Origin of the sequence: Streptomyces sp. M2CJ-2 (assembly GCF_016757295.1) — a bacterium.
Classification (GTDB): Bacteria; Actinomycetota; Actinomycetes; order Streptomycetales; family Streptomycetaceae; genus Streptomyces.
Window position 1 is genome coordinate 1 of the sequence record NZ_JAESIF010000083.1, and the last position, 23687, is coordinate 23687.

The following is a 23687-nucleotide window of genomic DNA, read 5'->3' on the forward strand; positions in this document are numbered from 1 at the left end:
TCTGCCCCGCCCCGCCCACTCCACACAAAACGATCAAGAGACCGCTTCACGATCATCGGATTCGAGAACGGTTCTCAACACGAAGCGGCGCACAATCCGCTTCAGTCCTGGCACCGATCGGGCCGAACCGCACCCTCCCCACCTCGGGGAGACAGCGTGAGCGCCGGAACGCGCACGGCCCCATGGAGCGCCGGTCTCCACGATCACCGCGTCGTGGCTCCTCGCTGTCTCTTTCCGAGACAGTCGCCGCGTGGTTCGCAGCAGATCGTTCAGGCGCTTCTCTCCCTCACCCGAGCCCCTCACTCTGCACCCCGAAGCCACCTGACGCACCATCAGAAAAAGCGCCAGACGAGCGTCATTTCAGCGTCAAGATATCGCTTGTAACGCCCACACGGCACATAATACGCACGGACAAAATCGCAGTTCAGGAGCCCTTCGCGGCCGGTTCAAGGATGGCAACGCACTCCATATGATGCGTCATCGGGAACAGGTCGATGGCCGCCGTTCAGCTGCATCGGTGCCTGGACCGAACAACTTCGTCAGCGAAGGGCGGGGATGATGTCGGTGCCGTAGGCGTCGATGGTGGCTTCGCGGTTGTCGTGCATGTCGTAGACGGCGAACTGGTCGACGCCCAGGTCCTTGAGGTGCCGGAGCTTGTCGATGTGGGCCTCGGTGGGGCCGAGGAGGCAGAAACGGTCGACGATCTCGTCGGGGACGAAGTCGGTGGACGGGTTGTCGGCGCGGCCGTGGTGGCTGTAGTCGTAGCCGTGGCGGTCCTTGATGTACGTGGTGAGCTCATCGGGGACCATGGCGGAGTGCTCGCCGTACTTGGCGACGAGGTCGGCGACGTGGTTGCCGACCATGCCGCCGAACCACCGGCACTGGTCCCGGGCGTGCGCCAGGGCATCGGGCGAGTCGTCGGCCGTGACATATGCGGGCGCGGCGACGCAGATCGTGAGGGCGTCGGGGTCCCGGCCGGCGTCCTGGGCCGCCTTCCGTACCGCCTTGACCATCCATTCGGTGAGGAAGGGGTCGGCGAGCTGGAGGATGAAGCCGTCGGCCTTCTGCCCGGCGAGGGCCAGCGCCTTCGGCCCGTACCCCGCCATCCAGACGGGCAGCCTGCCGTTCCTCACCCACGGGATCCGCAGCGGCTGCCCGTCGACCAGCGCCTCCCGGCCCTCGGCGAGGTCGCGGATGACCTCGATGGCCTCGCCGAGCCGGGCCAGGGTGTTGGGCTTGCGGCCGGCGACCCGCATCGCGGAGTCGCCGCGGCCGATGCCGCAGACGGTCCGGTTGCCGAACATGTCGTTGAGGGTGGCGAAGGTGGAGGCCGTGACCTCCCAGGTGCGGGTGCCGGGGTTCGTCACCATCGGACCCACGTGCAGCTTCGTGGTGTGTTCCAGGATCCGGCTGTAGATGACGAAGGGCTCCTGCCACAGCACGGCCGAGTCGAAGGTCCAGCCGTAGCGGAAGCCGTTGCGCTCCGCCCGGCGCATCAGCCCGACGACCTGCGACGCCGGCGGGTCGGTCTGCAGGACGAGTCCGAAGTCCAACGCGGGACCTCCAGTTCACATCGGTGCGGGGAGGTCCTGGGGGTCAGCCCAGGTACTGGCAGGTGGAGCGCGGGACGAACGTGCCGTGGCCGGCGTGACCGACGTACTTGCGCTGGTCGATGACGACCTCACCCCGCGAGAGCACGGTCTCGACCTGGCCGGTCACCGTCCTCCCCTCGTACGCCGAATAGTCGACGTTCATGTGGTGAGTCTCGGCCGAGAGCGTCTGGGTGACGTGCGGGTCGTAGATCACCACGTCGGCGTCGGCGCCCGGCGCGATCGTGCCCTTCTGCGGGTAGAGGCCGAACATCCGGGCCGGGGTCGCACAGGCGATCTCGATCCAGCGGCGGCGTGAGATGTGCCCTTCCACGACAGCCTGGTGCAGCAGGTCCATCCGGTTCTCGACGCCAGGCAGGCCATTGGGGATCTTCGAGAAGTCGCCCCGGCCCAGCTCCTTCTGGCCCACGAAGCAGAACGGGCAGTGATCCGTCGACACCACCTGGAGGTCGTTCGTCCGCAGACCCCGCCACAGCGCCGCCTGATGCTCCTTCGGCCTCAGCGGCGTCGAGCACACGTACTTGGCGCCCTCGAAGTCCGGCTCCGCCAGATTGTCCGTCGACAGGAACAGGTATTGCGGGCAGGTCTCGCCGAACACCGGCAGCCCCATGTCCCTCGCCGCCGCCAGCTCCGCCACCGCCTCCTGGGCCGAGACGTGGACGACGTAGAGCGGCGCGCCGGCCACCCGGGCGAGCTGGATCGCCCGGTGGGTCGCCTCCGCCTCAAGGAGCGTCTTGCGGACCTCCCCGTGATGGCGCGGATCGGTCTCGCCGCGGGCCAGGGCCTGCTCCACCAGGACGTCGATCGCGATGCCGTTCTCCGCGTGCATCATGATCAGACCGGCCGTGTCACCAGCAACCTGCATCGCCCGCAGGATCTGGCCGTCATCCGAATAAAAGACCCCCGGATAGGCCATAAACAATTTGAACGAGGAAATGCCATGCTCGATGAGCTTCGGCATCTCCTTGAGCGTCGCCTCGTTCACGTCCGACATGATCATGTGGAACGCGTAGTCGATCGCGCACTTCCCGTCCGCCTTCTCCAGCCAGGCATTCAGGCCGGCCTGCAGCGAATGGCCCTTTGACTGCACCGCGAAATCAACGATCGTCGTCGTCCCGCCCCACGCCGCCGCCCGCGTCCCCGTCTCGAACGTGTCCGAAGCGAACGTCCCACCGAACGGCAGCTCCATATGCGTGTGCGCGTCGACCCCGCCCGGGATCACGTACTTCTGCGACGCGTCGATGACACGGTCAGCCGTCCACTCCTGCGTCCCCGGCGCCGCCAACGCCACCACCCGGCCGTGCTCGATCAGCACATCCGCGTGCACCTCGTCCGCGGCCGTGATCACAAGACCACCGGTAATCAGAGTCCGAGTCATTTCCCAGCCATCCCTTCATACCCGCCGACCACGCCACCACTGACACAGGCCGGGACCACGCCCCGGCCCACCCGCCCCCTCACGCCGCCATCTCGCACGGCACACGGCCTACTCCGCTAGAAAACCTCTGGTCACGCGGCCGAATGAAATCCTTGAACGACGTGATCCCTTCTTCCACCAGAAGGTCCATCTCCTTCAGTGTCTTCGGATTCACGTCGGAGACGATCATGTGGAAGCCGTAGTCGACGGCGCAGTTGCCCTCGGCCTTGGCGTGCCAGGCGTCCAGGCCCTCGCGCAGGGAGCGGCCGACGCTCTGCACCGCGAAGTCGACGACGGTGGTGGTGGTGCCGCCCCGGGCGGCGGCCCGGGTGCCGGTCTCGAAGGTGTCGGAGGCGAATGTGCCGCCGAACGGCAGCTCCATGTGGGTGTGGGCGTCGACGCCGCCCGGGATGACGTACTTCCCGGTGGCGTCGATGACCCGGCCGTCGGTGAACGCGGCGGCCGGGGTGCCGGAGGCGGCGAGGGCGGCGATGCGGCCGCCCTCGATCAGGACGTCGGCGTGGATCTCGTCGGAGGCGGTGATGACGAGGCCACCACGGATGACGGTACGGCTCATGCGTTGACCCTCCGCTGGATTGTGGTGGAGAGGTGCGGGTCGTCGGGGCCCGGTCGCGCGGTTCTCGCGCGCCCCGCGACCGGGCCCGGCGCCACGGGCCGCTACAGTGCGCTCCGCAGCGCGTGTTCGAGGATCGCGGCTCCCTCCTCGGCCTCCGCCACGCTGAGGGACAGCGGTGGGGCGATACGCAGGGCGCTGGTGTTGTGGCCGCCGCCCTTGCCGATGAGCAGTCCGCCCCGGCGGGCGGCCTCCAGCACGGCGGAGGCGGCCTGCGGGTCGGCCTCGTCGGTGCCCGGTTTCGTCAGCTCGACGCCGATCATCAGCCCGCGCCCGCGCACCTCCCGTACCGCGGGCACCTGGGCGGCGACGGCCCGCAGGCGTTCGAGGAGCATGCCGCCGACCCGCCGGGCGTTGCCCTGGAGGTCGTGCTCCAGCAGGTAGGTGAGATTGGCCAGGCCGGCCGCCATGGTGACCTGGGTGCCGCCGAACGTCGAAATGCTGTTGGCGTCCAGGCAGTTCATGATCTCGGCGCGGGCGATGACACCGCCGATGGACATGCCGTTGCCGATGCCCTTGGCGAAGGTCACGATGTCGGGCGGGCCGCTTCGGGCGTGGGCCTGCCAGCCCCAGAAATGGTCGCCGGTGCGGCCCCATCCGGTCTGCACCTCGTCGGAGATCCACAGGATGCCGTGTGCGTTCAGCACCTCGCGGAACGCCGCGTACAGCCCGTCGGGCGGTGAGGTGAAGCCGCCGACGCCCTGGATCGGTTCGGCGATCAGTGCTGCGGGCGGGCGGGTGTGGCCGAGCAGGTCCTTGAGGTCGTCGACGCAGGCCGCGATGAAGTCGTCGTCGCCGAGCGACGCGTACGGGCCCCGGGTGCGCACGCCGCCGTGCACGTACAGGGTCTGCAGCGGGGACAGCGAGGTCGGGGACCAGCCGCGGTTGCCGGTGACGCCGACCGCGCTGAAGGAGCGGCCGTGGTAGCTGTTGCGCATCGCCAGGACCGAGTTGCCGCGCCGGTAGGTGGTGGCGAGCAGCAGGGCGGTGTCGTTCGCCTCGGTGCCGGAGGTGGTGAAGAAGACCCGGGCGTCCGGGATGCCGCTCAACTGGGCCACTCGTTCGGCGAGTTCGACCATCTGCCGGTCGAGGTAGAGGGTGGAGGAGTGGATGATCCGCCCGGCCTGCTCGGCGACCGCCTTCGTCACCTCGGGCAGGGCGTGGGCGGTCATGGTGGTGAGGATGCCGCCGAAGAAGTCGAGGTACCGGTTGCCCGCGGAGTCCCAGACGTGGCGGCCCTCGCCGTGGGTGATCTCGATGGGCTCCTCGTAGTAGAGGGCGAGCCAGTCGGGGAGCACGGAGCGGTGGCGGCCCAGCAGGTCGTCGGTCACGGCCGCACCAGCCCCTCGTAGGCGTCGGGGCGGCGGTCGCGGTAGAACGCCCACTGCTGCCGCACGTCCTCGATGAGGTCGAAGTCGAGGTCCCGGACCACGAGTTCCTCCTTGCTGTCGCTGGCGACGTCGCCGACGAACTGGCCACGGGGGTCGACGAAGTACGAGGTTCCGTAGAAGTCGTTGTCCCCGTACTCCTCCTGGCCCACCCGGTTGATCGCAGCGACGAAGTACTCGTTGGCGACGGCCGCGGCCGGCTGTTCCAGCTGCCAGAGGTAGGACGAGAGGCCGCGGTGCGTGGCCGACGGGTTGTAGACCAACTGGGCGCCGTTCAGCCCGAGTTGTCGCCAGCCCTCCGGGAAGTGGCGGTCGTAGCAGATGTAGACGCCGACCTTGCCGACGGCGGTGTCGAAGACGGGCCAGCCGAGGTTGCCGGGCTTGAAGTAGAACTTCTCCCAGAACCCCTTGACCTGGGGGATGTGGTGCTTGCGGTACTTGCCGAGGACGGTGCCGTCGGCGTCGATCACGACCGCGGTGTTGTAGTAGAACCCCGACTGCTCGACCTCGAACACCGGCACGACGATCACCATGCCGGTCTCGCGGGCCAGTTCCCGCATCCGGCGGACGGTCGGCCCGTCGGGCACGGGTTCGGCCCAGCGGTAGTGCTCGGCGTCCTGGACCTGGCAGAAGTAGGGGGCGTTGAAGACCTCCTGGAACCCGATGATCTTCGCACCCTGCCGGGCCGCCTCGCGGGCGTGCTCCTCGTGTTTCGCCACCATGGACTCCGTGTCGCCGGTCCAGGTGGCCTGGACCAGGGCGGCTCGTACGACGTGTGCCATGAGCTACTCCTTCGACGCGACGTCAGCGCCTCTACGCCCGTAGAAACGGTCGTAGAGGGACGAACGTAAGCCTCCCGGGCGGCCTTGCCAAGACCATCGCCGTCAACCCGCAGGGTCGATCATGATTCGCACCCCGGTGGGTGAGTCCCCGTCCCGGGCCCGGTCCCGGGCTCCGTCCCAGGCCCGACCCCGGGCTCAGGCAGCGACCGACGGCACGACGGGCGGCGGGGCGGAGGGCACCGCGGGCGGCACGGCGAGCGGTGCGGCCGGGGCACAGCGGCCCACCAGCTCGTCCATCGACAGGTCGAGCACGCGGGCGAGGGCGGCCACCGTGAAGAACGCCGGGGTGGGGGCCCGCCCGGCCCGCTTCCGAGGTGCTGCGCCGAAGCGATCGTGCGAAGGTGTTCTACGAGCGCGCCGCAGGCAGCACACACACGCCACACGCACACCGTGCGGGCACCCTACGCACCGCGGGGACACGCACGGGTGTAACCGGGAGACGGCCGGGCACCCGCGTCCGGACCGTACGTCGAGCAGTGAGCGCGCCCCGGGGCTCCTTCGGGTTCCCGGTTCCGCCCGGCCCAGGGGAATCCCGCGGGGGCGCCGGAACGGATGTCCATGAGCAGCGGGTTCACGGGTCCGCAGGGCTACGGCCCGGACCCCTTCGGAGAATTCCTCGCACGCTTCTTCGGCGGGCCGCGCCCCCGGCAGATCGACATCGGCCGGCTGCTGAGCCAGCCGGCCAGGGAGCTGGTGCGCGGCGCCGCGCAGTACGCCGCCGAGCACGGCAGCCGGGACCTGGACACCCAGCACCTGCTGCGCGCCGCGCTCGCCACCGAGCCGACCCGCGACCTGATCAGCCGGACGGGCACGGATCCCGACTCGCTGGCGGCGGAGATCGACGAACGGTCCGGCCCCGTCCAGCACGGGCCGGACGACGCCCCGCCGCCGACCTCGCTCTCGCTGACCCCCGCCGTCAAACGGGCCCTGCTGGACGCCCACGACATGGCCCGGTCGACCGGGGCCGGCTACATCGGCCCGGAGCACGTCCTCAGCGCCCTGGCCGCCAACCCCGACTCGGCTGCCGGGCACATCCTGAACTCGGCCCATTTCACCTCCCCCGGGATGCCGCTGCCGCCCGACGTGCCGGACGCCGCACAGCCGCGCACCGAGCGGCCCCGCCCCGCGACGGGCACGCCGACGCTGGACAAGTACGGCCGTGACCTGACCGAGCTGGCCCACGAGGGCCGGATCGACCCGGTGATCGGGCGGGAGGAGGAGATCGAGCAGACCGTCGAGGTGCTCTCCCGGCGCGGCAAGAACAATCCGGTGCTGATCGGTGACGCGGGCGTCGGCAAGACCGCCGTGGTGGAGGGGCTGGCGCAGCGGATCGCCGACGGGGACGTGCCCGACGTGCTCATGACCCGGCGGGTGGTCTCCCTCGACCTGCCGGGCGTGGTCGCCGGTACCCGCTACCGGGGCGACTTCGAGGAGCGGCTGAACACCATCGTCGACGAGATCCGCGCCCACTCCGACCGGCTGATCGTCTTCATCGACGAGCTGCACACCGTCGTGGGCGCCGGGGGCGGCGGCGAGGGCGGTTCGATGGACGCCGGCAACATCCTCAAGCCGGCGCTGGCCCGCGGCGAGCTGCACATCGTGGGCGCGACCACGCTGGAGGAGTACCGGCGGATCGAGAAGGACGCGGCGCTGGCCCGCCGCTTCCAGCCGGTCATGGTGCCGGAACCCACGCCCGCGGACACGGTCGCGATCCTGCGCGGACTGCGCGACCGGTACGAGGCCCACCACCAGGTCCGCTACACCGACGAGGCGCTGGTGGCGGCCGTGGAGCTGTCCGACCGCTACCTCAGCGAGCGCCGCCTGCCGGACAAGGCGATCGACCTGATCGACCAGGCCGGCGCCCGGATTCGGCTGCGGGCCCGGACCAAGGGCACGGACGTACGCGCCATGGAGCGGGAGCTGGAGCAGCTGACCTACGACAAGGACCAGGCGGTCGCCGACGAGAAGTACGAGCAGGCGACGCAGTTGCGCGACCGCATCGGCGAGCTGAAGGAGCGGATCGCCGATGCCGGCGGTGAGGGCCAGGTGGACGAGGGACAGAGTCTGGTGGTGGACGCCGAGGCGATCGCGGAGGTGGTCTCCCGGCAGACCGGCGTCCCGGTCAGCAGGCTCACCGAGGAGGAGAAGGACCGGCTGCTGGGCCTCAAGGAGCACCTGCACCAGCGGGTCATCGGCCAGGACGAGGCGGTGCGGGCGGTCTCGGACGCGGTGCTGCGCTCCCGGGCCGGGCTCGCCAGCCCCGACCGGCCGATCGGCAGCTTCCTGTTCCTCGGGCCGACCGGCGTCGGCAAGACGGAGCTGGCCCGGGCGCTGGCCGAGGCCCTGTTCGGCAGCGAGGACCGGATGGTCCGCCTCGACATGAGCGAGTACCAGGAGCGGCACACGGTCAGCCGACTGGTCGGCGCCCCGCCCGGGTACGTCGGCCACGAGGAGGCGGGGCAGCTGACCGAGGTGGTGCGCAGGCATCCGTACTCGCTGCTGCTCCTCGACGAGGTGGAGAAGGCCCACCCGGACGTGTTCAACATCCTGCTCCAGGTCCTCGACGACGGCCGGCTGACCGACTCGCAGGGCCGGACGGTGGACTTCAGCAACACCGTCATCGTGATGACCAGCAATCTCGGTTCCGAGGCGATCACCCGGCGCGGTGCGACGCTGGGCTTCGCGACGGGCGGCGCGGAGGCGGACGAGGAGGCGCGGCGCGAGCAGATCCTGCGGCCGCTGCGGGAGCACTTCCGGCCCGAGTTCCTCAACCGGATCGACGAGGTGGTGGTCTTCCGCCAGCTCACCGCCGTGGAGCTGCGGCAGATCACCGATCTGCTGCTGGAGGGGACGCGACGCGGCCTGCGGGGTCAGGGCGTCACGGTCGAGTTCACCGACGCCGCCGTGGACTGGCTGGCGCAGCGCGGCCATCAGCCCGAGTACGGGGCCCGACCGTTGCGCCGCACCATCCAGCGCGAGGTCGACAACCAGCTGTCCCGGCTGCTGCTGGACGGCAGTGTCCGGGGCGGCGACCGGGTGACGGTGGACACGGCGGCCGGGAACCTCACGTTCCGGACCGGGGCGAGGGACGAGGCCGGCGCCGAGTCCGTCGGTCCCGAGCCCGACGGGCCCGGGGAGGCGCCGGCTTCCGGGCGGTGAGCGGTGGGCCGGACGCCCCTTCGGCCCTCGCTCACCGCGCCGGAGGGCGCCGTTCCCGGCCCACGGGCCGCGTCACCGGGCCACCGTGTCACCGGGGCATCACGTCACCGGCGCTCCGGGTGCACGACCATCGCGGAACCGCCGCCCCGGCGGGTCTTCTCCGCCGCGGCGAGCCATCGGCCGTCCGGCATCCGCTGCACAGCGGTGGTCGCGCCGATCTCCGGGTTCTCCTGGAACGAGTGCCCGATCGCCTCCAGTTTCCGCCGCAGCGCGCTGTCGTACAGGCCGGGTTCGAGGTCCGTGCGGGCCGTGTTGCGCTGGCTGGCGCGCGGCGCGGCGATCGCGTCGACCAGCGGCAGACCTCGGTCGAGGAACCCGGTGAGGGTCTGCAGCACAGTGGTGATGATGGTCGAACCACCGGGCGAACCGAGCGCCACCACCGGCCGGTCGTGCCGGTCGAGCACGATCGTCGGGGCGATCGAGGACCGGGGCCGTTTGCCGGGGCCCGGCAGGTTCGGGTCGTGCACGGCCGGGTTCGCCGGGGCGAAGGAGAAGTCCGTCAGCTCGTTGTTGAGCAGGAAGCCGCGGCCGGGCACGGTGATGCCGCTGCCGCCGGTCTGCTCGATGGTGAGGGTGTAGGCGACGACGTTGCCCCACCGGTCGGCGGTGGTGAGGTGCGTGGTGCTCTCACCCTCGTACGTCGTCGGGGCCGCGGTGCCTCCTGCCGCGCAGGGCGCGGGGTCGCGCGGGTCGCCGGGGGCGAGCGGGCTGGTGAGGACCGCGTCGTCCTCGATGAGGCACTCGCGGGAGTCGGCGTACCGCTGGGAGAGCAGTTCCTTCGTGGGGACGTCCTCGAAGGCGGGGTCGCCGAGCCAGCGCCCCCGGTCCGCGAACGCGATGCGGCTCGCCTCGATGAAGCGGTGCAGGTAGCCGGCGTCGTCGGCCCGGGAGAGGTCGGTCCGCTCCAGGATGTTGAGGGCCTCGCCGACCGTGGTGCCGCCGGAGGAAGAGGGCGCGACGGAGTAGACGTCCAGACCGCGGTACGACGTCTTCGTGGGCGGTTGGGACTTGGCGCGGTAGGCGGCGAGGTCCCGGGTGGACAACTGGCCGGGGCGGGCGTTCCAGCCGGAGTCCGGGTCCACGGGCGGCTCGTCGACCGTGTTCACGATGTCCCGGCCGATGCCGCCCCGGTACAGCGCGTCGACGCCCTCGCGGCGCAACTCCGCGTAGGTGCGGGCGAGATCGGGGTTCTTGAAGGTGGAACCGACCACCGGGAGCCGGCCGCCCGGCAGGAACAGCTCGACGGTGTCGGGGAAGTGGCGGAAGCGGGTCTCGTTGGCGGCGGTCTGCGCGCGGAAGGTCTCGTCGACGGTGAAGCCGTCGCGGGCGAGCCGCTCGGCGGGCCCCAGGACCGCGTCGAGCCGTTTGCTGCCCCACGTGTCCAGCGCCCGCTGCCAGGTGGCCGGCGTGCCGGGGGTGCCGACACCGAGGCCGCTGCTGACGGCCTCGGCGAAGGGGATCGGCGCGCCGTTCTCCAGGAAGAGGCCGGAGTCGGCGGTCAGCGGGGCGGTCTCGCGTCCGTCGATCGTGTGCACGGTGCGGGAGCGGGCGTCGTAGTGGACGAAGTAGCCGCCTCCGCCGATGCCGGCCGAGTAGGGCTCGGTGACGCCGAGCGCGGCGGCGGTGGCGACGGCCGCGTCGACGGCGTTCCCGCCCTTCCTGAGGACCTCGATCCCGGCGGCGGTGGCGTCGGCGTCGACGCTGGAGACCGCGCCTCCGTGTCCGACGGCCACCGGGGTCTTGGCGGGGGGCAGGCCGGGCCCACCGCCCTGCGTGGCTGCCGGTGACGGCGCTGCCGCTCCCGACGAGACCACGATGGCGGCGACCGCCGCGACCGTGAGCTTCCGTCCGACACGATGACGCATTCGCACCTCCGTTGAAGGGCCGTTCGCGCAGCCGCATTCATCGCCATGCCCACATCAGGAAGGTCACGGGGCGCGCCGCCGCGGCCTTTCGGACGCTCGTTCTCCGAACATCTCGAACGTGGGTTCGCTCGAGCCCCATAGCATGCGCGCCCATGAGTGACGACGTACGCGACATCGTTCTGGGTGTGGTCGCCTCCGGCCTCTTCGCCGCATTGGGCTGGATCGCCCGTACCTCCCTGTGGAAGCGCAGACTCCGGCGCAAGCAGGCCTTCTTCGGACTGCCGGAGAACTCCGAGTCGCTCCTCGTCGTCAACCGCGATCCTGCCACGGCGGAGCCGGCCGTGCACCGTTTCGACGTGTTCTCGCTGCTCGAGCTCTCGGCACTGATCAAGGACTGCGGGGCGCACGTGCAGGTGGTCACGCAGGACGCGGCCCACCAGGGTTTCGGCGAGCGCACGGAGTTCTGCGTGGGAGGACCCGCGTCGAACGGTCGCGTTCTCCGTCATGCAGGGCATGTAGGGGGGTGCCTCGCCGTCGTGCGCGATGCCGAGGAGTTTCCAGGGGCGCCGTGGAGGTCGCTGTCTGCTTCCCTGGCGTGGTTCTGATTGAGGTTGATCCCCGGGAGAGGGCGTCATCCAGGACCTCAACCCGGCCTGGGACCGCGAGTTCCTCGAGGTCTGCGCCTCAGGGGACACGAGGGTCTTCGACCGCTACCAGGCCACGGACACGGCCCGGGCCGCAGACAACTCCGCACACGAGGTCCGCACCCGGGCAGACCCGCACTCCGAACCAGTGCCCACCGTGCCCGATAGGACAACGGCTTCTCACGCTTGGTCACTCCTCGTGCTCCGAGCGAGCACGCCAGAGGTCGGCACACCACATCGCCAGCACGAAGGGAAACGTGGCCGGAGTGAGTTGAACCGCTTCGATCCCGGCCTGCAACAGCAGCACAGCGGGAACGGCGAGGACGCATGCTCGCCATCCTCTGCCGGTGCTGAGCATGCCCACCACGACGAGCACGGCGTTGAAGCCGTAGACGCCGGTGGTGATCTCGTTGGCCGGGAACAGCGGAACTGCCTGCACGATTCCGTACGTGGCCAGTGCGGCTGCGAAGGCTCCCACTGCCAGGGTCCACCGTGAAACCGCGAGTCCGGCGAGGACGAACAGGCCCGGCAGCAGACCCGTCACGAGGAAGACCTCGGCCCCACTGGCGAAGATGCCCAGTCCGAGCGTCGGGTGGGACGGTGGTGCCGAAGGCCAGTGCCTGAACTCACCCAGGTACTCCAGTAGCCAGTAGGTGAACACGAAGGGCGCAGTGTAGGCCGGTACGCGCAGAAAGTACCGGGCGACGTGCGTGAGCAGCGCGGCTGTCGCCGCTCCCCCGACAGCGGCGAGCACGGTGAGCCACAGTGGACGGAACGAGCCGGCGGCTCCCAGGGCGACCAGGACGGAATTGAAGCCGTAGAGCCCCTGCCCGATCCGCTCAGCCGGTACCCGCAACAGCGCGGCGGTAGCGGCCCCGACCGCGCTTCCGAGCAGTGCGCACATCCCGGCGACCGGGCCGGAGACGAACAGCCCCGCCAGGAACAGCACACCGGTGAGCGTGTTGTTCTGCAGGTACACCTGCGCGACTCCGCGAAGGATCCCCTGCAATGCCTCGAGGCCGAGGGCCTTGCGATGTTCCGGTGGGGGCGTCTTCGTGTTCACCAATGCTCCTCCGTGAGCTCCTTCCCGTCCGGGTGCGTCCGAAGGGCTTCGGTCAGCCGGTGCTGTGCGGTCACCGCGTCGGGAGCCAGGGCGGTGGCCGTCGCCCCGCCGGCGGCCAGCGGGGTCAACGACCACCATTCGCCGCTCGTCGGCGCCACCGGGTCGTTCTTCCAGACCACGGATTCGGTGGCCACCACCCGTGCCCCGGCGAGATAGCCGGCGCTGGCCTCCAGGCGGGAGTTCCCGAGTTCGAGTGTCTGCCGCACCAGCGGTGCTTCCCCGCGCGTGACGTGCGTGCTGGTCCGCAGCGAACCGGGACGCTCACCGCTGCGCCCGAGTACCAGTACCTCGCGGCAGCGCACGAGCGCATCCTGCGCCAGCTCCGCCCGGAACTCGGCCTCGTGCTCGGCGCAGGCGGTCACGACGGTGTGTTCCGGCAGGTACTCGAGGGTGCCGCCCTCGGCGACCTCGACATGCACGGTGCTGCGGCTGCCGCCCCGGCGGTGGCCGGGCAGCACCAGTGTGGCGGCGACACCGCGCAGCAGCAGGCGCGCACCCGCTCCGACCCGCACCCGCAGGTCCAGCTCGTCTCCGCCGAGTGGGGATATTGCCGAGTTGACCAGGTGCACCACCGCCCGATCCGTCGGTCCCGCGGCAGGTCGGACGGCCCCGCGTCGGGGCATCAGGGTCAGCGGCGAGGCCGAGGTCAGCTCCCGGACGACGCTGCGGCCCCGCGAGTCGAGCTCCACGGTCAGGTGCGCGCGGGCCTTCATCGCGTCAACTGTTCTCGGACCCAGGCCGTCACCTCGGGCGCTTCGGGGGTGTCGGTCAGCGATTGGGTGATCACCGGAAGCCCGCCGCGCATTCGGTGCGCGTCGGCGGTCATGACCGCCATGTCCGCACCGACCCGCTCAGCCAGGTCGATCTTGTTGATGACCAGCAGGTCAGCCGTGGTCACGCCGGGACCGCCCTTGCGGGGCACCTTGTCACCTCCGGCGACGTCCACGACGAAGATCTGGGCGTCGGCCAGCCCGCGGCTGAACACTGCCGTCAGGTTGTCGCCGCCGCTTTCGATCAGGATCAGGCGCAGACCAGGGTGGCGCTGCTCCAGGCGTTCGACGGCGTCGAGGTTGGCCGTGATGTCGTCGCGGATCGCGGTGTGCGGGCAGGCCCCGGTCTGCACGGCCTCGATCCGGTCCGGGTCGAGGACACCGGCATGCCGCAGGAAGTCGGCGTCCTCGGTCGTGTAGATGTCGTTGGTGACCACGGCGAGGTCGACATCGGCGCCGAGGGAGCGGCACAGGGCGGCGGCCAGTGCGGTTTTCCCGCTTCCGACCGGGCCGCCCAGCCCGATGCGGAGCGGGCGTCCCGCGGTGGGCGCAGAGCCGAAAGGGTCTGGTTCCGGCGCGGTCGGATCGAAGTTCGCCGGGTGCCGGTGGCCGTGGTCGTGCTGATGATTGCGGTCAGCTGGCAAAGAGCCGCACCTCGTCTCCATGGTGTCGTCGGTGGGCCTGCGCCAGCAGATCGAGCGCGGGAGCGCCCACCGCGGGCAGAGCGGCCGGGTCGTGTCCGGCCACGGAAGCGGCGTACTCGGTGATGCGTTCGAGATCCGGCCCGAGTGCGGCCACGGCGGCGTTCGCGGCGAAGGGATCGAGGCCCAGCAGCCGCACGGCGGCCGAAGCGGGGCCGCTGACCGACAGGTACGCCGCCACAGCGGCGGCCTCCCGCGGTGTGCCGACACGCGCGCCCCCCAGGAGAGCACCGATGACAACCGGGTGGTGCGGTCTCGTGGACACCGCCAGCAACGCGTCGAGCGCTGCCGAGGGCCAGGCGACACGACCGGCACGCGCGGTCCCGCGCCCCTGCGCGCGGGACGCCTCGCGCTGCGCAGGGGACGGCGTGCGCGCGTCGATCTCGGAGTCCAGCCGCCGCCAGTGCTGGCCGTCGGCTCCCGCGCCGGCTGCGTGAGCGGATGCGGCGGCGAACACCGCGGCCAGGCGACCCGCGCTCTGCAGCCGTCCGAACAGGAACTCCCGCAGTCCTCCGGGGTCGGTGACCAGACCTCGGTGCACGGCTTCCTCCACCCCGCCCGAGTGCACGTGGCCACCACCCGGAAAACGAGCGTCGGCAAGGGCCAGCATGGCCGGCGAGCACGACATGGTCAGAACAGGAAGTAGCGCTGCGCCATCGGCAGCTCCGAGACCGGATCCGGTTCGACGAGTTCCCCGTCGATGCGCACCGCGAAACTGTCCGGGTCCACCCGGATGTCCGGGGTGGCGTCGTTGAGCGGCAGGTCGGCCTTGGTGGTGGAGCGGGTGCTGGTGACACCGACGAGCCTGCGGAACAGACGCAGCCGTTCGGGGAGCTCGGCGTCCAGCGCTGTCGGGGCGACGAAGTGCACGCTGCTCGCCGCGGCCGGCTTCAGGAACGACCCGAACATCGGACGCGAGAACACCGGCTGCGGTGTGGGGATCGAGGCGTTGGCATCGCCCAGTGCGGCCCGCGCGGCGAATCCGCCCTTGAGGACCATGTGGGGCTTGACGCCGAAGAACTTCGGTTCCCACAGCACCAGGTCGGCGATCTTGCCGACTTCGACCGAACCGACCGAGTCCTGGATGCCGTGCGTGATCGCCGGGTTGATCGTGTATTTGGCGATGTACCGGCGGGCACGCATGTTGTCCGCGCGGTCGTCGCCCGGAAGCGAACCCCGATGCCGTTTCATGACGTGTGCGGTCTGCCAGGTGCGCATGACGACCTCGCCGATGCGCCCCATGGCCTGCCCGTCGGAACTGACCATGGAGATCGCGCCCACGTCGTGCAGCACGTCCTCGGCAGCGATCGTGGTCGGTCGGATACGGCTTTCGGCGAAGGCCAGGTCTTCCGGAATCGACGGCTTCAGGTGGTGGCACACCATGAGCATGTCGAGGTGCTCGTCGATCGTGTTCACGGTGTGCGGGAGGGTCGGGTTCGTCGACGACGGAAGGATGTACGGCTCGGAGGCGACCCGGATGATGTCTGGTGCGTGCCCCCCGCCGGCGCCCTCGGTGTGGAACGCGTTGATCGACCGGCCGTTGATGGCCTCCAGGGTGGACTCGAGGAATCCGGACTCGTTGAGGGTGTCGCTGTGGATCGCGATCTGCACACCGGATTCCTCCGCGATGCGCAAGGCGTTGTCGATCACCGCGGGGGTGCATCCCCAGTCCTCGTGCAGCTTCAGGCCCCCGGCGCCCCCGCGCAGCTGCTCGGTCAGTGCTTCGCCGCGCATGGTGTTGCCCTTGCCAAGCAGCAGGATGTTCATCGGGACGCCGTCGAGGGCCTGCAGCATACGCCCGATGTTCCAGTCGCCCGGCGTCACCGTGGTCGCCCTGGAGCCGTCTGCCGGCCCGGTACCGCCACCGATCAGTGTCGTCGTTCCCGAAGCCAGCGCGACGTCGATCGATCGGGGATCGATGAAGTGAACGTGGCAGTCGACCGCCCCGGCGGTGAGGATCCGGCCGTTTCCCGTGATGATCTCCGTCGACGGACCGATCACCAGCGCCGGATCGATGCCGTCGGCAGCGTTCGGGTTGCCTGCCTTGCCGATGCCGACGATGCGTCCGTCGCGGATGCCGACATCGGCCTTGACCACCCCCCAGTGGTCCAGGATCACAGCGCCGGTGATGACCACGTCCGCCGTGCCCTCGGCGCGGATCGCCATCGACTGCCCCATCGACTCGCGGACCACCTTGCCGCCGCCGAACACGGACTCGTCGCCGGAACCGTGCGGCCCCAGGCTGCGATCCTCGGTGACCTCGATGAACAGGTCGGTGTCGGCCAGGCGTATCCGGTCACCGGTACTGGGGCCGAACAACTCGACGTAACGTGCACGGTCGATCTGCGGCATGTTCTCGTCCGAGGTCATCGGTGCCCTTCACCCTTGCGTCCATAGACGAATTCGGTCGGTTGGTGGTCCCGGCTGTCCAGGTCACCGGCCCACTCCAAGCGCAGCCCCCGGATCCTGCGGAGCCCGGCGATGGGGACCAGCATCACCTCCCGCTCGACGCCGGGCTCGAAGCGCACGGCGGTGCCGGCCGGAATGTCCAGTCGGTGCCCCCACGCGGCCTGGCGGTCGAACTCCAGCTCAGGATTGGTGGCGGCGAAGTGGTAGTGCGAGCCGACCTGCACCGGCCGGTCCGCGTGGTTCACCACGCGGACCCGCGTGCGGACACGTCCGGGGTTCAACGGCACGGCTTCGTCCGCGGGAATGATCTCTCCTGGCAGCACGGGCCCTCCTAAGCGATCGGCGAGTGGACGGTGACCAGCTTGGTTCCATCCGGGAAGGTCGCCTCGACCTGCACGTCGTCGATCATCTCCGGGACACCTTCCATGACCTGCTCACGTCCGAGAACGTGGCGACCACTGGACATCAGCTCGGACACGCTGCGCCCATCACGAGCTCCCTCGACGACGTGCTCGGTGATCAGCGCGATCGCTTCCGGGTAATTCAGTCGCACCCCTCGCTCCAGCCGACTGCGGGCGAGTTGGGCGGCAACGCAAACCAGAAGCTTTTCCTGCTCCTGCGGTGACAGATGCATGGTTCCTTTTTAGTACCGCGAGAGATGTCCGCAACTTGAAGCTGCCCGAGTACTTGTCATTCTTGAAGGGGCTGAGGTCGTTCTGAGGTTGATCCCCGGGAGTGGACACGAGGTTTCATTCGACGAGCGCCGGCGTACGTGATGCGATCAGCTGTTGTTCGAACTCGGCCGGTGTGAAGTAGCCGGGCACGGAATGCCGACGGCGCCGGTTGCAGTACGACAGGCCAGCGGTTGCGTCCAGGGAAGTCGTGTACGGCCTCCCACCTGATCCGGGCGTTTGTCCCGGCGTCGGAGTGAGTGAGCGGCTCTGAAGCGGAACTCCACTACGTCGTGGCCGACGGTCGAGAGTGATCGCAACTCCTCCGGCCGACGTGCCAAGAGTCTGAACGAAAACACCCGTGACCTTCAGAAGAGCATCCCGGTCCAGGTCATGGACGAGGAAACGTGCGGCAGGACGATCAGCTTGTGATCAGGAGCGCACGGCTCATCCGCTCGCGCCGTACGCCAGGCAGGGGTACCCCTCGACCGCCGCCCCGCCCCTGTTGAACCAGCAGTTGCCGTTGCTCATGGCTCCTCCGTTCTCATGACGAAGGCTCCGCCGAAGCGAGAGCCTCGTAGTGTGCGCAGGTCAAGCGCCTGTCATGAAACTGAGTTCAAGGCGGGACTCTTGGACCGCGTCCGAACCGGCGGATGGTGGCACACATGGCGGCGATGCTGCCCGGGGTGCGCATCAACGTGGGTCCGGAGCCCGGCCCGGACCGGGGCGCCTTCCGGATCGGCACCGAGCTCTACCGGATGGAACCGGGTGTCACCGAGTACGTCCTGCTCGACCGGCTCACCGCCGGTGAACGGCGCGACACCCGGCCGGTGTTCCTGTTCTGCGGTCAGCGCGCGATCACCAACCAGGCCACCACCCGGTACCTCGCCCGCAACCACGAGCAGTTGGCCCGCAAGCACGGCTCGAACTCCTTCGTCCTGCTGCTGAAGGTCATCAACTCGCAGGCGTACGGCCCCGATGTGGTGGACCTGGTGGGGGATGTGACCCGCGCGGCGCAGACCCCGCTGCCGGCGCCCGCCGCCTCGACGCCCTCGGCGGAGCCGCCGTCCGTGCCTGCTTCACCTGCTTCACCCGGATCACGCGGCTCACGCAGGAAGGAGCAGAAGTCCTGAGACCCCCATGGTGTTCGGGGCTCTGAGCCGCCGGTGAGCGGGCGCAACCCGTCCGGCGCGCAGCTGACCTTCTTCCCGCCGGTGGGCGGCCCGTGGTGCGGGTCGTCTCCACCGCGCGAGCAGTGATCTCCGACTGCCGCCGGACGGGACTGGCTCATGTGAACCGCCATCCGCAGGTGTGGGGCGGTGGGCCCCTCCCGGCGACAGCGTCCCCGCTCCGGCCGCGAAGTCCCCTCCCCCACCGGATTGGAGAGCACATCGTAGTCGAGGTCCGGCGGGACGGACTTCCCCGCGTCACCCAGTTCGCTGCTCGATGGTCCTGGACGCGTCAGGCCTCCGCGACCTCGGCGTACAGCTGCGACAACTCGGGCACCCCACTGGCGGCCCACTGGTGTCCGGAGTCCACGACGTCGAACTCCCGCCCCGAGGCGAGCCGTACGACGGGCTGTCCGTCGGACCGGATCTTCCAGGCGGCTCCCGGCACGGTGCGCACGATGACGGTGCCCAGATAGAGCCCGGCGTCGTTGCCCAGCCAGGTCAGCGTGTCCTCGTCGTCCCGCCAGCTCCCGGGCACCAGCTGGTCCAGCGCCTCCAACGAGGCCTGGGAGTCGTCCAGTCGGACTCCGGCACGGGAGGCCTGGGAGCGCAGCAGTTCGCACTCGGCGAGGAGTTCCGCGATGCCCTCGGAGTCACGGACTTTCGGCTTCTCGCGTCGGCTGCCCAGGAAAGGGATGTTCATCCCCCCAGCCTGACATTCGTACCGCCGTCCGCACCACAGGCACGCTGTCGGCCCCTCCCCCGAAGGCCGCCACACCGGGGCCTGTCCCGGGGCCCTACACGTCGAGGTCCACCACGACCGGCGCGTGGTCCGAGGCGCCCTTGCCCTTGCGCTCCTCACGGTCGACGTACGCGTCGGAAACGGCCTTGGCGAACGGCTCGTTGCCGTACACCAGGTCGATGCGCATGCCGCGGTTCTTGGGGAAGCCGAGCTGGCGGTAGTCCCAGTACGTGAACGGGTGGTCGTACTTCAGCGGGCGCGGGACGACGTCGGACAGGCCCGTCTCGCGCAGGGAGGCCAGGGCAGCGCGCTCGGCGGGGGTGACGTGGGTGGCGCCCTCGAAGGCGGCGATGTCGTGGACGTCGTCGTCGGTCGGCGCCACGTTGTAGTCGCCGAGCACCGCGAAGGGGCGGCCGCCCGCCGCGTCACCGGCCACGGCCGCCTTCAGCGCCTCGAACCACCGCAGTTTGTACGCGTAGTGGGGGTGGTCCACCTCGCGGCCGTTGGGCACGTACACCGACCAGACGCGGACCGGGCCGCAGGTCGCGGAGACGGCGCGGGGCTCCACGGCACCGTCGTACCCCGGATCGCCGGGCAGGCCCTTGACGACGTCCTCGAGGCCCACGCGGGAGAGCACCGCCACGCCGTTCCACCGGCCGGTCGCGTTCACCGCGGACTCGTAGCCCAGCTCGCGCAGTTCCTCGGCCGGGAACCGCTCCTCGGCGACCTTGGCCTCCTGGAGGCACAGCACGTCCGTGCCGCTGCTCTCCAACCAGGCCAAGAGCCTGGGCAGGCGGGCGGTGATCGAGTTCACGTTCCAGGTGGCGATGCGCATGTCTCACAACCTACCCGGCACCACCGACAATGCCCGCCCGGCGGTGGGCGCCCTCGGCTCACAGTTCGGCCGTCGCCCCGGGGGCCAGCCTCAGGTGCTCCGAGCCGCCGAGCTCGCCGATCTGGCGGTCGTAGATCGGGCGGGCCAGATCGGTGAGCAGGGCGTCGTGGATGTCGTAGGCGCGCTCCGGCCGGACCTCGCGGACGTAGTCGATGACCTCCGAGATCTTGTTCCAGGGGGCCATGACCGGGAGCATCAGCGTCCGGACGGGGTGGTCGGGGACGGTGAGGGCGTCGCCGGGGTGGAAGAGGGCCCCGCCGTCGACGAGGTAGCCGACGTTGGTGACGCGCGGGATGTCCGGGTGGATCACGGCGTGCAGCTCGCCGTGCACCTGGATGTCGAAGCCCGCGGCGGTGAACGCGTCGCCGTGCCCGACGGTGTGCACCCGGCCCGGGAACGCGGCCGAGAGCTGCTCCGCGACGGACTTCAGGGTCCAGACCGCCGCGGCCGGGTCGGCCTCCAGGGCGGCCCTCAGCCGGCCCTCGTCGAAGTGGTCGGGATGCTCGTGCGTGACCAGGATGACGTCCGCGCCGAGCGCGGCGTCCTCCTCGCTGAACCCACCGGGGTCGACGACGAGGGTGCGGCCGTCCTTCTCCAGGCGGACGCAGGAGTGCGACTTCTTCGTGAGCCTCATGAGCCCATGATGCCCCCGCGCCCCCTTCCGCGCGGGGTGCCCGGTGCTCACCGGTGCTCACTCCTGGGGGGTGGTCTCCTCCCGGACGACCTGCTGGGCCACCCGGAACGCGCTGTTCGCCGCGGGGAGGCCGCAGTAGACGGCCGCCTGGAGCAGGACCTCCTTGATCTCCCCCGGGGTGAGGCCGTTGCGCAGGGCCGCCCGGGTATGGACGGCGAGGTCCTCCAGGTGGCCGCCGGCGACCAGGGCGGTGAGGGTGACGCAGCTGCGGGTGCGCCGGTCGAGGCCGGGCCGGTCCCAGACCTCGCCCCAGGCGGAGCGGGTGACGAACTCCTGGAAGTCGCCCGAGAAGTCGTCGGTCTGCGCCAGTACCTGGTCGACGTGCGCGTCGCCCAGCACCTCCCGGCGGACCTTGATCCCGGTCTCGTACGGGTCGGGCCTGCCCTGGGCCTGCGGCGGGACGGCGGCGGCGATCTCGGCGACGGGCCCGCCCTGCGGCGGCACCACCGCCCGCGCGGCCTGGTCCGGGACGGCGGGCAGGGCGGTCTGCCCGGTGACGGACTCGAAGGCGGGCTGCCAGGCGGTGGAGAAGTGCCGGACCAGCAGGTCGGTGACCGCGGCGGGCTGCTCCACCGGCACCAGGTGGGAGGCGCCGGGCACGACGGCCAGCCGGGCGTCCGGCACGCCGGCGACCAGCGTGCGGGCCTCGGCGGGGCCGGTGACCTGGTCGTCCGAGCCGACCAGCACCAGGGTCGGCACGCCGACGCTGCCGAGTTCGGCCCGCACGTCGAACGAGGCGAGGGCCTCGCAGGCGGCGATGTAGCACCCCGGGTCGGTGGTGCGCACCATCTGCACGGCCCATTCGGTGATCGCGGGCTGCGCGGCCGCGAAGCCGCTGGTGAACCAGCGGTCGGGCGAGGTGCGGGCGATCGGGTCGAGCCCGTTGGTCCGGACGATCACCCCGCGCTGGCGGAACTCGTCGGCGGTGCCGAACCGGGGCGAGGCGGCGATCAGCGCGAGGGAGGCGACGCGCTCGGGGTGCCGCAGGGCCAGTTCGAGGCCGATCGCGCCGCCGAACGCGCAGCCGGCGTAGCCGAAGCGCTGCACACCGAGGCCCTCGAGGGTGGCGAGCAGCCGCGCGGTGAGATCGCCGACCGATCCCGCCGGGTAGGCGGGGGCCCCTCCGTGCCCCGGCAGGTCGAACCGGAACACCCGCCACTGCTTCGTCAGCTCGGGGATCTGCCGGTCCCACATGTGCCAGGTGGTACCCAGTGAGGGAGCCAGGATCAGGACAGGGGCGTCTTCCGGCCCGTCGAAGCGGTATTGCAGGGTGTTCGGTGGTGTCTCACTCACGCCCCAAACCTTCTCACGTCTCACGGACGCCCCTATAACAGGGGACGTTGGATATCCGTCCTGACCAGGTTGAACACCTCTCGGGCGGCATATCGCTTGAGGCATCGGATGATCTCACGTCGGGTCTTGCCCTCCTTGGTGCGGCGTTCGTAGTACGCCTGGGTGCGCGGGTCGTGGCGCAGCCGGATGAACACGATGCGGTGCAGGGCGGCGTTGGCCTGCCGGTCGCCGCCCTGGTTGAGCCGGCGCGAGCTCCGCCGGCCCGAGGAGTACTCGACGGGACTGACTCCGCACAAAGCGGCAAAGGACGCCTCGGTGGTCAGCCGCTCGGGGTTGTCTCCCATGGTGATCAAAAGAGTGACGGCGCTGTCCGGGCCGATACCCACCGGTGTCAGCAGCTGTGGGGCGTGGCGTTCGACGAGCCGGGTCAGGCGCCGGTTCAGCTCATCGATCTGCCCGGTGAGCTGTTCGATGCGCTCGGCGAGCATGCCCAGGGTCATATGGGTGGCCTGGGCCACCGCGTCCTCGTCGCCCCCGCCGTCTTCGCCGCCGAGCGGGCTGAGGCGCGCGCAGGTACGGAACAGCTCGCGGTTGCCCAGGCCGGACAGCCGCTCCCGCAGGGCGGGATCGGCTATGACCAGGACGGCCTTGAGCTGGTTGATCGCCTGGGTGCGAGCCTTGACCGCGGAGTCCTTGGCGAGTTTGAACATCCGGGCGCTGCGCACCGGACCGTCGCCGGATTTGGCCCGGGGCCGGGCGCGACCGCTGAGCACGGCCCGCGCGGCGGCCTGCGCATCGAGCGGGTCCGACTTCCCCAGCAGCCGGCGGGCCGAGCGGTCGGGCCGATTCACCTCGTACACCTGGATCTGCTGGGCCAGCAGGTGGCGGGACAGGCCCGCGCCGAAGGTGCCGGTGCCCTCCACACCGGCCCGGCGCACCGTCCCCAGCCTGCGGCCCCAGACGAGCAGCCGGCGGTAGCCGGCCGCCCTCGCCGGAAAGAACTCGGTGCCCAGGACCTTCCCCAGCGGGGAGACCACGGCGGCGACGTGGACCTCTTCGGCTTCCTCCTCATCGAGGGCCGCACGGCCGAGGTCTCCCGGCGCTGCCGGGCCTGCGGGCGCCGGTTCGTCCCCGGCCCCGGCCACCGCCGCGACGCAAGATTCTGCCGACCTGCGTGTCGGCAGGCCGCCCACCGGGCCCGGCGGGCGCAGTCCCTGCGCGAAGCCGTAACGCCCACCGCCGATGTGGAGCCTCCCGGAAGCCGCTACACGCCGCTGACCAGCAGAGATAAGCCCCGGCTCGTGGGGGCGCCCGCCAAGGACTGGCCGAAGGGGACCGCGGTCGGCCCCTCCGACGGGCCGGGTCGGAGGCGGCGCCGTGGGCGGCGACCGCGTCGACGCCGGGGCGGGCGTACCGCTCCAGGGAGCGGACGGAGGCGGGGCGGGAGCGGGCCGGCAGCATCGGGGTGGGGGTGGTGCGCTCGGCGTCGGGGTGAGCGCGCGGCCCGACACGGGGCCCGGCACCGTGGAGGGTGCCGGGCCTGTGCGGGCGCTGGGGTCAGACGACGCGGATGTTCTCCGCCTGGGGGCCCTTCTGGCCTT

19 protein-coding genes and 3 pseudogenes are annotated in these 23687 nt (G+C 70.6%); 3 read left to right on the plus strand and 19 right to left on the minus strand.

Features of this window, described 5'->3' with window-relative positions; translation table 11 throughout:
• Positions 1 to 539 precede the first annotated feature (539 nt).
• From JL475_RS33760 to JL475_RS41345, 6 genes and pseudogenes are all read right to left on the minus strand, one after another.
• Positions 540 to 1553 (minus strand): TIGR03842 family LLM class F420-dependent oxidoreductase, encoded by a 1014-nt coding sequence (locus JL475_RS33760; RefSeq protein ID WP_202282028.1) that lies wholly within the window; start codon positions 1551 to 1553, stop codon positions 540 to 542.
• A gap of 43 nt (positions 1554 to 1596) precedes the next feature.
• Positions 1597 to 2988 (minus strand): dihydropyrimidinase, encoded by a 1392-nt coding sequence (gene hydA, locus JL475_RS33765; protein WP_202282030.1) that lies wholly within the window; start codon positions 2986 to 2988, stop codon positions 1597 to 1599.
• Positions 2989 to 3130: 142 nt separating this feature from the next.
• Positions 3131 to 3604, minus strand: a pseudogene (locus tag JL475_RS33770) (amidohydrolase family protein); the annotation flags it as partial.
• 101 nt (positions 3605 to 3705) lie between these two features.
• Positions 3706 to 4992: an aspartate aminotransferase family protein gene (locus tag JL475_RS33775; RefSeq protein WP_109379849.1), complete on the minus strand. Its 1287-nt coding sequence runs from the start codon at positions 4990 to 4992 to the stop codon at positions 3706 to 3708.
• Entirely contained in the window at positions 4989 to 5831 is an 843-nt protein-coding gene (locus JL475_RS33780) for a nitrilase-related carbon-nitrogen hydrolase (RefSeq protein WP_109379848.1), read from the minus strand. The genes JL475_RS33775 and JL475_RS33780 overlap by 4 nt, the downstream gene beginning before the upstream one ends.
• A gap of 195 nt (positions 5832 to 6026) precedes the next feature.
• Positions 6027 to 6161, minus strand: a complete 135-nt coding sequence (locus tag JL475_RS41345; RefSeq protein ID WP_272933009.1) for a hypothetical protein — start codon at positions 6159 to 6161, stop codon at positions 6027 to 6029.
• A gap of 288 nt (positions 6162 to 6449) precedes the next feature.
• On the opposite strand from JL475_RS41345, the gene JL475_RS33785 reads away from it, so the two are divergent.
• Positions 6450 to 9050: an ATP-dependent Clp protease ATP-binding subunit gene (locus JL475_RS33785; RefSeq protein WP_202282032.1), complete on the plus strand. Its 2601-nt coding sequence runs from the start codon at positions 6450 to 6452 to the stop codon at positions 9048 to 9050.
• Between the two features lie 104 nt (positions 9051 to 9154).
• On the opposite strand, the gene ggt is transcribed toward JL475_RS33785, so the two are convergent.
• Positions 9155 to 10975, minus strand: coding sequence for a gamma-glutamyltransferase (gene ggt / locus JL475_RS33790; RefSeq protein WP_202282033.1), 1821 nt, complete (start codon positions 10973 to 10975; stop codon positions 9155 to 9157).
• A gap of 152 nt (positions 10976 to 11127) precedes the next feature.
• Here ggt and JL475_RS33795 point away from each other — a divergent pair.
• Positions 11128 to 11475: pseudogene (locus tag JL475_RS33795) on the plus strand (hypothetical protein); the annotation flags it as partial.
• Positions 11476 to 11809: 334 nt separating this feature from the next.
• Here JL475_RS33795 and JL475_RS33800 read toward each other — a convergent pair.
• The 7 genes from JL475_RS33800 to JL475_RS33830 are packed head-to-tail and all read right to left on the minus strand — an operon-like array spanning position 11810 to position 17256.
• Positions 11810 to 12682, minus strand: coding sequence for an urea transporter (locus tag JL475_RS33800; protein WP_202282034.1), 873 nt, complete (start codon positions 12680 to 12682; stop codon positions 11810 to 11812).
• A complete protein-coding gene (locus JL475_RS33805; RefSeq protein ID WP_202282035.1) occupies positions 12679 to 13455 on the minus strand; it encodes an urease accessory protein UreD in 777 nt (258 codons plus the stop codon). The genes JL475_RS33800 and JL475_RS33805 overlap by 4 nt, the downstream gene beginning before the upstream one ends.
• Positions 13452 to 14156 carry an urease accessory protein UreG gene (ureG, locus tag JL475_RS33810; RefSeq protein ID WP_307825244.1) on the minus strand — a complete coding sequence of 235 codons (705 nt, stop codon included), beginning with the start codon at positions 14154 to 14156 and terminating at the stop codon, positions 13452 to 13454. Before ureG ends, JL475_RS33805 begins: the two co-directional genes overlap by 4 nt.
• Complete coding sequence (locus JL475_RS33815; protein ID WP_202282038.1) at positions 14146 to 14841, minus strand: urease accessory protein UreF; 696 nt, start codon at positions 14839 to 14841, stop codon at positions 14146 to 14148. The genes ureG and JL475_RS33815 overlap by 11 nt, the downstream gene beginning before the upstream one ends.
• Before the next feature lie 2 nt (positions 14842 to 14843).
• Positions 14844 to 16565, minus strand: a complete 1722-nt coding sequence (locus JL475_RS33820; protein ID WP_202282047.1) for an urease subunit alpha — start codon at positions 16563 to 16565, stop codon at positions 14844 to 14846.
• Positions 16566 to 16579: 14 nt separating this feature from the next.
• Positions 16580 to 16945 carry an urease subunit beta gene (locus tag JL475_RS33825; RefSeq protein ID WP_202282041.1) on the minus strand — a complete coding sequence of 122 codons (366 nt, stop codon included), beginning with the start codon at positions 16943 to 16945 and terminating at the stop codon, positions 16580 to 16582.
• 8 nt (positions 16946 to 16953) lie between these two features.
• Complete coding sequence (locus JL475_RS33830) at positions 16954 to 17256, minus strand: urease subunit gamma (protein ID WP_202282042.1); 303 nt, start codon at positions 17254 to 17256, stop codon at positions 16954 to 16956.
• Between the two features lie 681 nt (positions 17257 to 17937).
• On the opposite strand from JL475_RS33830, the pseudogene JL475_RS33835 reads away from it, so the two are divergent.
• Positions 17938 to 18426, plus strand: a pseudogene (locus JL475_RS33835) (hypothetical protein); the annotation flags it as partial.
• Positions 18427 to 18754: 328 nt separating this feature from the next.
• Here JL475_RS33835 and JL475_RS33840 read toward each other — a convergent pair.
• The 5 genes from JL475_RS33840 to JL475_RS33860 all read right to left on the minus strand — a co-directional run bounded on the left by JL475_RS33840 (position 18755) and on the right by JL475_RS33860 (position 23231).
• Complete coding sequence (locus tag JL475_RS33840; RefSeq protein ID WP_202282043.1) at positions 18755 to 19165, minus strand: DUF6278 family protein; 411 nt, start codon at positions 19163 to 19165, stop codon at positions 18755 to 18757.
• A gap of 94 nt (positions 19166 to 19259) precedes the next feature.
• Positions 19260 to 20039, minus strand: coding sequence for an exodeoxyribonuclease III (locus tag JL475_RS33845; protein WP_202282044.1), 780 nt, complete (start codon positions 20037 to 20039; stop codon positions 19260 to 19262).
• A gap of 58 nt (positions 20040 to 20097) precedes the next feature.
• Positions 20098 to 20733 carry an MBL fold metallo-hydrolase gene (locus tag JL475_RS33850; RefSeq protein WP_202282045.1) on the minus strand — a complete coding sequence of 212 codons (636 nt, stop codon included), beginning with the start codon at positions 20731 to 20733 and terminating at the stop codon, positions 20098 to 20100.
• Positions 20734 to 20790: 57 nt separating this feature from the next.
• Positions 20791 to 22086, minus strand: a complete 1296-nt coding sequence (locus JL475_RS33855; RefSeq protein ID WP_202282046.1) for an alpha/beta fold hydrolase — start codon at positions 22084 to 22086, stop codon at positions 20791 to 20793.
• Positions 22087 to 22118: 32 nt separating this feature from the next.
• Complete coding sequence (locus JL475_RS33860; protein WP_307825245.1) at positions 22119 to 23231, minus strand: IS110 family transposase; 1113 nt, start codon at positions 23229 to 23231, stop codon at positions 22119 to 22121.
• Positions 23232 to 23687: the final 456 nt, after the last annotated feature.

Excerpts from the sequence above, each read along its gene's own strand:
- hydA (WP_202282030.1), bottom strand. The coding sequence starts at position 2,988 with ATGACTCGGACTCTGATTACCGGTGGTCTTGTGATCACGGCCGCGGAC.
- JL475_RS33780 (WP_109379848.1), bottom strand. The coding sequence starts at position 5,831 with ATGGCACACGTCGTACGAGCCGCCCTGGTCCAGGCCACCTGGACCGGC.
- JL475_RS33785 (WP_202282032.1), top strand. The coding sequence starts at position 6,450 with ATGAGCAGCGGGTTCACGGGTCCGCAGGGCTACGGCCCGGACCCCTTC.
- ggt (WP_202282033.1), bottom strand. The coding sequence starts at position 10,975 with ATGCGTCATCGTGTCGGACGGAAGCTCACGGTCGCGGCGGTCGCCGCC.
- JL475_RS33805 (WP_202282035.1), bottom strand. The coding sequence starts at position 13,455 with ATGAAGGCCCGCGCGCACCTGACCGTGGAGCTCGACTCGCGGGGCCGC.
- JL475_RS33815 (WP_202282038.1), bottom strand. The coding sequence starts at position 14,841 with ATGTCGTGCTCGCCGGCCATGCTGGCCCTTGCCGACGCTCGTTTTCCG.
- JL475_RS33820 (WP_202282047.1), bottom strand. The coding sequence starts at position 16,565 with ATGCCGCAGATCGACCGTGCACGTTACGTCGAGTTGTTCGGCCCCAGT.
- JL475_RS33830 (WP_202282042.1), bottom strand. The coding sequence starts at position 17,256 with ATGCATCTGTCACCGCAGGAGCAGGAAAAGCTTCTGGTTTGCGTTGCC.
- JL475_RS33840 (WP_202282043.1), bottom strand. The coding sequence starts at position 19,165 with ATGAACATCCCTTTCCTGGGCAGCCGACGCGAGAAGCCGAAAGTCCGT.
- JL475_RS33845 (WP_202282044.1), bottom strand. The coding sequence starts at position 20,039 with ATGCGCATCGCCACCTGGAACGTGAACTCGATCACCGCCCGCCTGCCC.
- JL475_RS33850 (WP_202282045.1), bottom strand. The coding sequence starts at position 20,733 with ATGAGGCTCACGAAGAAGTCGCACTCCTGCGTCCGCCTGGAGAAGGAC.